The organism is Luteibacter sp. P4_E6, from assembly GCF_056401535.1.
Genome location: NZ_JBFUJE010000152.1, coordinates 1 through 8,489 on the forward strand (window position 1 = coordinate 1; position 8,489 = coordinate 8,489).

Here is an 8,489-nt window from a genome sequence, read left to right on the forward strand (position 1 = left end):
CCGGATGACCACCTCCCTCGATTCACCCGGCTCGAGAAGGAAAGCGACACGGAGGACGCCGCAGGGATCCAGCCCGGCACCGATGCGGTTGTTCCAGGCTTGGCGGCGCATCCCCAGCGGTGAATCCATCCGTCCGTTACGGCCGAGGAACTCGGTCCGGTCACCGCCCACGGAGCGCTCGCGATCACCCATGTCGAAGAAGGCGACGCGACCGGGAAAATCGCTGTTGTAGGCGTTGCGCGCAAACAGCGCGCCCGTGATCGGGTCGACATCGGTCACCACGTGCATCGAACTCTTCTCGCGGACATCGCCGAGCAGCCATTCGACGTATGCGGTAACCGACAAGCGGCGCGCCTCGGAACCGCGATTGGTCACCGTGACCACCTGGAACTTCACCGGCGCATCCAGTGCGACGAAGGTTTCCAGGCGCGAATGAAGCGTCTCCTCGTCATGCTCGAAGTGGCTGTACCCGAAGCCGTGACGCGTCGTATAGCTTCCCTTGCCGCGCACGGGCAACGGTGTCGGCGACCAGAAACGGCCCGTCGCCTCGTCACGCAGGTACACGGCTTCGCCGCTGGCATCCTCGACCGGGTCGTTATGCCACGGCGTGATCCGGCAGCCGTGCGCGTTCTCGGCCCAGGTGTAGGCGCCGCCACTTTCGGATACCACGGTGCCGAACGACGGATTGGCGAGCACGTTGCACCAGGGGGCCGGTGTTTCGGCGCCTTCCTCGAGTTCGATGACGTACTCGCTGCCGTCGGCGGAGAAAGCGCCCGTGGGCGGCTTGGCGGCGGCAAGTTCCGGACGTGGAAGACGGGGCCATGCCGGTGGTTCCGCAGCGGCGGGACGCGACTCGAGACGATGCCGCTCCATCTGCTCGGCGAGCGAACCGAGGCTGTCGACGACCACGATACGCGCGCTGGCTTCCATCACCAGGCGGTCCTCGTACGAAAGCGGCTGCGCGGCACGGATGAACACGCCACCGGGCCGGTCGAGCAGGTTCGATTCCGTCCCCGAGGCAAGCAGTCCGGTCAGTGCGTCGTGCAGTGTCTGCCGATAGCCAGTGCTGTCTTCGTTCCAGATGACGAGGTCGACGGCCAGACCGCGCAGCCGCCAGTAAGCGGCCGCGCGCACGAGGTCACGTGCCACATCGAGCCTTGCGATATCGCCGATCCGTAGCAGCACGATCGGGAGGTCACCCGACACCGCCTGCCCCCAGAGCCCCGATTGACCGCGTGCGTTCGCGGCGATGAGGGCCGGCTCCGCACGCAGGGCGAGGTTCGGATAGACCACCGAGGTCGCCATGTGCTCGTAGAGCTGCGCGTCGGCCAGCGTATTGTTGGCCTGGCGCAGGGAAACCTGGCTGTGCGTCCATGCCAGGTCGAATACGCGGTCGGACAGATGGCGATCCCGGTACTTTTCGATAAGGCGCAAGCAACTGTCGCGCGTATCCGCCACACCGGTCACGAAGTCGAGCGTCGCCGTCTGCTCGGGATCGAGCGTGATCCGGACGCGAATCGCCACGATCGGGTCGAGCACCGCACCTGCCGTGTCGGTCAGGCGTTCCATCCCGGCGTCGAGCGCCGCGGGCTGTGCCGTGCTGCGACCACGCCCGATGAACCGTGCGCGATCGGTCTCATAGGAAATCGCATCCACGTCCACGTCATGCACGGCGACCAGATGACACATCCACGGCGGCTGCTCGTCCGCGGAACGTGGCCGGCGCGCGCAAAGCAGCGCTTGCATGGACGCCACGATTTCCGTGGTGACGAACAGCTTGCTGAAGGCCGGATGCGCCATGTCGCCGTTGGGATCGGTGAGGACCACCTCGGCATAACTGGTCAGCTCGATGGTGCGCCGCGTGCGTCCGCGATTGGTGACGCGCGTGCGGCGCAGTTCGATATCGTCTTCGGGCGAGACCACGATCTCCGTATGCGTCTCGAAACCGCGCTGCCGCACGCGGAACTCGGCCCGGGACTCCGAGAAGATCGCCTCGAACAGGTCCGTGCGCCGCGCGACGGGTTGGTAGGACGTGGTCCAGACATCACCCGAGTCCGGATCGCGGACGTAGCAGAACATGCCGTGGTTATCGCGCGTGATGTCTTCGCGCCAACGCGTGACCGCCATGGCGTCGCGGCGGCTGTAACCACCACCGGCACTGCTGACCATGACGTGATACCGCCCATTGGAAAGCAGCTGCACGGCGGGACGCGGACGGTCGGGATCGGTGAACAGGCGCAGGCGTGCCTCGGGCAGGGACGGTGCCTTGGCATCGTCGCCCAGCCCGGCGGTGTGCAGGTACTCCGTGGCGCTGCGAGGCACACGCTCCTGAAGGAGCAACGTGGTCGCCATGACATGCGGGTCCGATTCGAAACGCCGAACCATGGGCTGGCCGAGCAGCAGGTGATTGATCGACAGGAGCGACATGCCCTGATGGTGGGCCATGAACGATCGCACGACGACGGCCTCCTGCCCCGGAGGCAGGCGCGACGGCGTGTAATCGACCGCTTCGTACAGACCGAAACGACCGGCCACGCCCGCATCGGTGAGACGTCGCAGGTTGCTGGTGGCTGCCGCAGGCGCGACCATCAGCGCAAGCACGCTGGCGTACGGTGCGACGACGAGGTCGTCACCCAGGCCACGTTTGAGACCCAGGCCGGGCACGCCGAAGGCACGGTACTGGTAGGTCAGATGCGCGTCCACGGCGTTGTAACCGGATTCGGACACGCCCCAGGGCAGGCTGCGCTGCTTGCCATATTCGATCTGCCTGGCGACGGCCGCACGACAGGTCTGGTCGAGCAGGCTGCCTTCATACGTCGGCATCACCAGCATCGGCATCAGGTATTCGAACATCGACCCGGTCCACGAAAGCAGCACCGGCGAGCCACCCGTCGTTGTCAGCAGGCGCCCGAGTGAGAACCAGCTCTCCTGGGGAATCTGGCCCTGGGCGATGGCGACAAAGGTAGTCAACCGTGCCTCGGAGGCCAGGAGGTCGTAGAACGACTGATCGAGCACGCGCCGATCGATGTCATAGCCGATCGACATCAGGTGCCGGTTGTCGTCGTACAGGAAGGCGTGGTCCATGATGGCCAGTTCGCCCGCCAGCGCGGCGATATTGCTTAGCGCCTCGATGCGCGCGATCGCGGCGGCACGCTGCGCCGCGTCTGCCGTGGCTTYGCTCGCCCGCTCCAGCAAGGTCGGGATGCCGACGACATGCCCTTCCCCACCGTGCCACTGTTCCGCCTCGGCCGTCAGGTCGTCGCATTGCGCCTTCAGTCGCGAAAGCCAGAAGGCCGCCTCGTCCGAAGGCTCGCGCGCCAGTGCAGGCATCATCATGCGCAAGCGGTCGGCCTGGGTGCAAGCGAACGCAGACACTGCATCCATCGAGCGGGGCGGCGAGGCCACAGCGGTGAGCAGTTCGTCCGACCACGCGAGCAGGTCCGGCCGTTCGGTATCGTCCACATGTTGAACGAGGACGCCGAGCGTGTCGCGCAGGCCTTCGATCGACACGGCACGAAACACCGGTTCGTTCGATAACGCAAGCAGGCCCCGCTGGAGAGTCAGCAGGTGACCTGCAAGGTTGCCGCTGTCCACGCTGGACACGTACAGAGGACGCAGGGGCGTGAGTGTTTCCGTGTCATACCAGTTGTAGAAGTGACCCCGGTAACGCTCGAGCGAATGCATGGTGGCGAGCGTGGCCGCCGTGCGGCTGATGACACCACCCAGGCCGAGGAAACCGAAGTCGAAGGCGGCGAGGCTCGCGAGCAGCCCCAGGCCCATGTTGGTTGGCGACGTGCGTCGGGCCACCCGGATGTCGGGTGTCATCTGCACGTTGTCCGGTGCCAGCCAGTGATCGTCGTGTCCGACGTGGGCCTCGAAAAACGCCCAGGTGCGGCGAGCCAGCAGGCGAAGGAACGTCCGGTCCGATGCGCTGGGCACGTAGACATGGCTTACGTCGGGACGACTCACCCACCAGGCGAACACGGGCGAGAAGAACCAGAGCAGGAGCACCGGTGCGGCAATGGTGAGGACCATGGGTCGATCGACGACGAGCAGGACGGAAAGCACGACCGCGACGGCGGGGCCAGCCCACATGGCGCGCCACGGGATTTTATGCGCGCCTCTTCCGCTGCGTTCCACCTCGCTCGACGAACGCCATTGCAGCAGGTGACGGTGACTGATCACGATGCGCCACAGCGAGCGGACGATGGCGTCGATGCTTACCCACGCCTCGTGAGGCAACCACGCCATCGAGAACACCAGGCGCAGGCCGTGCTGGCCCGTCGCGACCAGCGAGGCGCGGGCGTGCTGTCGCCAGGCGATGTCGCGGGGCTTGCGCGCCGCTTCCATCAAGGCCTGCAGGAGTACCGGCACGAAGGCCATCGACAACACGCCGAGCGTCCAGCTCAGTACCGGCGCGATCCACAACCAGCCCGCCACGAGCAGGGCCAGTGCCGCCGGGGCGCCCGCGCTTCGGCGCAGGTTATCGAAGATTTTCCAACGCGACAGATGACTGAGATCGTTGCGCCGCCATCCGTCACGGGTGGGTACCGTGGGCATGAGCCACGGCAACAACTGCCAGTCGCCGCGCATCCAGCGATGACGACGAATGCTGTCGTCGACATAGCGTTCGGGATTCTCCTCGAAGACCAGCACGTCGCTGAGCAGGGCTGTACGCGCAAAGCAGCCCTCGATCAGGTCGTGGCTGAGTACGCGCTCGTCGCGGAGGCGTCCGGCCAGTGCGTGTTCAAAGGCATCCACGTCGTAGATGCCCTTGCCGATGAACGAACCTTCGTGAAAGAGGTCCTGGTACACGTCCGAGACGGCACGGGTGTACGGGTCGATACCTGCATCAGCGCCGTACAGGCGCGCATAGGACGACCGTGCCTGCGCCGGCAGGCCGATGCCCACGCGCGGCTGCATGATGCCGTAACCGGCCACCACCACGCCCCGTGCTTCGTCGAACACCGGGCGGTTCAGCGGATGATCCATCGCAGCGATCAACAGGTGCGCCGTATCGCGTGGCAGCTGCGTATCGGTATCCAGGGTGATGACGTAGCGCACCGGTGGCAGGCTTTCGATCCGCCCGACGATCAACAGAAAGCGATCCGCGCCCTCGCCACGGAGCAAGCCGTTCATGGCCGCGAGCTTGCCGCGCTTGCGATCGGCTCCGATCCAGCGTTGTTCCGTTTCGCTCCACTCGCGTGGTCGGTGGAAGAGATAGAAGCGGTCGACGGCCGGCGAGGGATACCTGGTATTGAGCGCATCGACGCGCGCCCTGGCGCGCTCGAGGATGGCAGCGTCGCCCGGCATCGATACCGCGTCCGCATCCATGAAATCGGTCAGCAAGGCGAAATGCAGGACCTCGTCGCGATTGGCGAGGAAACGCACTTCGAGTGCTTCGGCCACATCGTCGACATCGTCGGGGCTGCCGAGCAGCGTCGGCACAGCCACCATGCTACGCGCCTGCGGGGGAATGCCCTTGGCGTAATCCATGCGCGGCAGGTGGTCGGGCGTGGTAACCAGGATCGCGGCCAGATTGAGCAGGCTCAGGGTGAGCTGACTGGCGACGATGAGGGCACCGAAGGCCAGCGCGGCAGCGATCCAGCCCGACCCCGGCGGCAAGGCCGCACTTTCGACGAGGCCGGTGGTGAGGCCTGCCAGTAACAGGAGAAAGGCCGTTAGCGAAAAAGCGAAAGGTGCCCGGTCGAACACGCGCCGGCAGCGCGACGCGAACGATTGCCGCGTGCGCAGTCGACGCTCGAGGGCGGGCAGCCCCGCACCGACCAGGTGATAACCCACATGGGTCACCGCGCCATCGCGTGGCTCGCCCGGATCGGGGCAGCTCGCTGCGAGAGCGGCGCGTGCCGTGGCCACTTCGCCGATACGACCCGCTCGCGCCAGGCGTTCCACAGCGTGCCGGTAACGGTCGCGACTGGCGAAATCCATGGCCGCGTAAATGCCCGCCGGGTCCTCGCGCAGGCAGGCCTCGACCAGGCTGGCGTGTTCGACGAAGTCGCGCCAGTCGACGGTCACCAGCGCACGAAGGCTGCCGATGCTATTGCCGACCGACACCTGGTGCGCGGCCTGCTGCTGCGACTCCATCTGCACGAGGTAGTCGATGCTGCGGCCGGACTCGGCCAGGCGCTGTTCGATCCAGCCCAGCGGCATCGCGAGCGCCGGCCCCTGCCCTTGCAGACGGCGAACGAGCTCCGCGACGAAAGGCGCACTCATCACCGGTGAGGAGCGCGCCATATCGGCGACAACCAGCACCACGTTCTTCGGGTCCTCCGCGGCCATGCGGGTCATGGCATCGGCCCAGCGCGTCGCGCGTCGGCGCCTGGCCTTGTCGAGCATCACGCGTGCGGCAATACGCCGGAGGTTCTCGATCAGCGCCAGTCGCAGCATGATCGGAATCGCCCACAGTTCGCCCAGTTTGAGCGGCACCACCGACTGGTAGGTCTGCAGGAAACGCGCGAGGCCTGCCGCATCGATACGGCCGTCGCCATGCGAGATGACCTCCAGCGCGATGTCGTAGACACGCGGCAAGCCGCGCGACGGCCCCTCCTCCAGCTGCACCAGTTCACGGCTGTAGCCCTTGGGGAAATCCTTGTTGGCGATGCGGATGTGTTCTTCGATCAGGTAAAGGTTGTCGAGCAACCATTCCCCCGCTGGCGTGGTGCCCGAACCGCGCCGTGCCGCCGCCATCAGCGCTTTGCAGACCTCCAGGATGACCCGTTCGTTATCGGCCAGCCGGGGTAACAACCATTCCGCGGAGYGCCGCGTCGCCACTTCATGGCGTCTGGCGAGCACCAGCCCGTGGGCTTCCATCTGGTCGGCGTTGAAAAGTTCCGCCCGCAGTGCGGGCTCACGCTCCGGACTTGGAGCGTCATGAGGACTTGCGCGCCTGAACAGCTCTATATCCTGCCCCTTGGGGGTGGTGGGATTCGTTTCATGGATCAGCGCGGCGTGGCCCCGAAAGGCCGCCGAGCCAGTCTACGCTCTCCCGGCCGCCCTAGCGCGCCGTGCGGAAGGTCAGGTTGAGGCGGTCCATGCCCGTCAGCGGGTGTTCCGAGGCTTTCAACGGCAGCACGCCGTGGTAGTTCATGCGTGACGGACCGCCCCATACGACCACGTCGCCGTGAACCAGTGGGATATTCAGCGGTTTGACGCCTTTACCCTGTCCACCGAACTGGAACATGGCAGGCACGCCCAACGACACGGACACGATGGGCTCGGAATCGCGCCGCTCGTTACGATCCTGATGCATGGTGAGGCGCGAGCCGGTGACATAGCGGTTCACCAGGCAGGCGTCCGGCACGAAGCCTTCGAAGCCAGCCTCCGCCGCCGCTTCCGCCGCCAGCCGCATGAACAGCGCCGGCATGACCGGCCACGGCTGGCCTGTCGCCGGATCGATCGCGTCATAGCGGTAGCCGCGGCGATCGCTCACCCAGCCCACCTTGCCGCAATTGGTCATTGCCACGCTCATGGTGTGGCCACCAGGGGTCACCAGGTGCCGGAACGGCGAGACGGTAGCGATGGCGCCGATGAGCTCGACCAGGCGCGCACCGTCGTCCCGTGCGAACGCGCGCAGCACCACGGCGCCCGGGCCCAGAGGCTCGTTGCGTCGCTCGGTGGCGGGAAAATCGGCGAAAAGATCCGCAGTCATGTCCCTATTATCCCCGTTGCACACCCTTTAGGGTCCAGTTGCGCGAGAATCGGGTATCACCTGCCTGAGCTCTTTTCGATGTCGCAGCCTGCCCCACCGTCCGACCCGGAAGTCGATCCCACCCTGCAGCACAGCGGGCTGGATTTTCCGGTCGTGGGCATCGGCGCCTCGGCCGGTGGCCTGGCAGCCCTGGCCCGATTCCTCGAAGCCATGCCTGCCGAGCCAGGCATGGCTATCGTCATCGTGATGCACCTGTCGCCGCGGCACGACAGCATCGTCGATCGCATCCTGCAGCGCTCCACGAGCATGCCCGTTACCCAGGTGACCGCGACGCTGCCATTGCAGAAGAACCACGTTTATGTGATCTCGCCACGGCACGCGCTTTCGATGAACGACGGCTACCTGCGCCTGCTCGACATGGAGCGTCCGCGCGGCAGGCATGTGTCCATCGACTTCTTTTTCCGAACGCTTGCCGAAGTGCATCGCGAAAAGGCGTTCGCTGTGATCCTCTCGGGGACCGGATCGGACGGTTCGGTGGGCATCGCGCGTATCCACGAGCGCGGCGGCATCACCCTGGTGCAACAGCCCGAGGATGCCGAATACGACCAGATGCCGCGCGCCGCCATTGCCACCGGCGCCGTCGACGTCATTCTTCCCGTGGCCGAGCTTCCCGAACGCATCGTCGCCATGGCCCGTGATGCGTCGAAGATCGTTTTTCCCGCCGGCGCGGCCCTCGACGATACCTCCGATGCGGGCGAAGCGGCGGCGGAGGCCGTTTCTCGCGAACACGAGGACGCCCTGCGCGACATCATGCTCATCC

3 protein-coding genes are annotated in these 8,489 nt (G+C 66.1%); 1 reads left to right on the plus strand and 2 read right to left on the minus strand.

Annotation, left to right across the window (positions count from 1 at the left end; all coding sequences use genetic code 11):
• Together AC1DT2_RS11170 and alkB are read right to left on the minus strand one after the other, a co-directional pair.
• Window positions 1-6,831 (minus strand): glucoamylase family protein (locus AC1DT2_RS11170; protein ID WP_477296253.1); only part of this gene is annotated, 6,831 nt, incomplete at its 3' end.
• Window positions 6,832-7,015: 184 nt separating this feature from the next.
• Entirely contained in the window at window positions 7,016-7,669 is a 654-nt protein-coding gene (alkB, locus tag AC1DT2_RS11175) for a DNA oxidative demethylase AlkB (protein ID WP_477296254.1), read from the minus strand.
• A 78-nt stretch (window positions 7,670-7,747) separates the two neighbouring features.
• On the opposite strand from alkB, the gene AC1DT2_RS11180 reads away from it, so the two are divergent.
• The coding region (locus tag AC1DT2_RS11180; protein WP_477296255.1) for a chemotaxis protein CheB at window positions 7,748-8,489 on the plus strand (742 nt) is incomplete at its 3' end.

Bases quoted from the DNA above. Each gene is read 5' to 3' on its own strand.
- alkB (WP_477296254.1), bottom strand. From the start codon at position 7,669: ATGACTGCGGATCTTTTCGCCGATTTTCCCGCCACCGAGCGACGCAAC.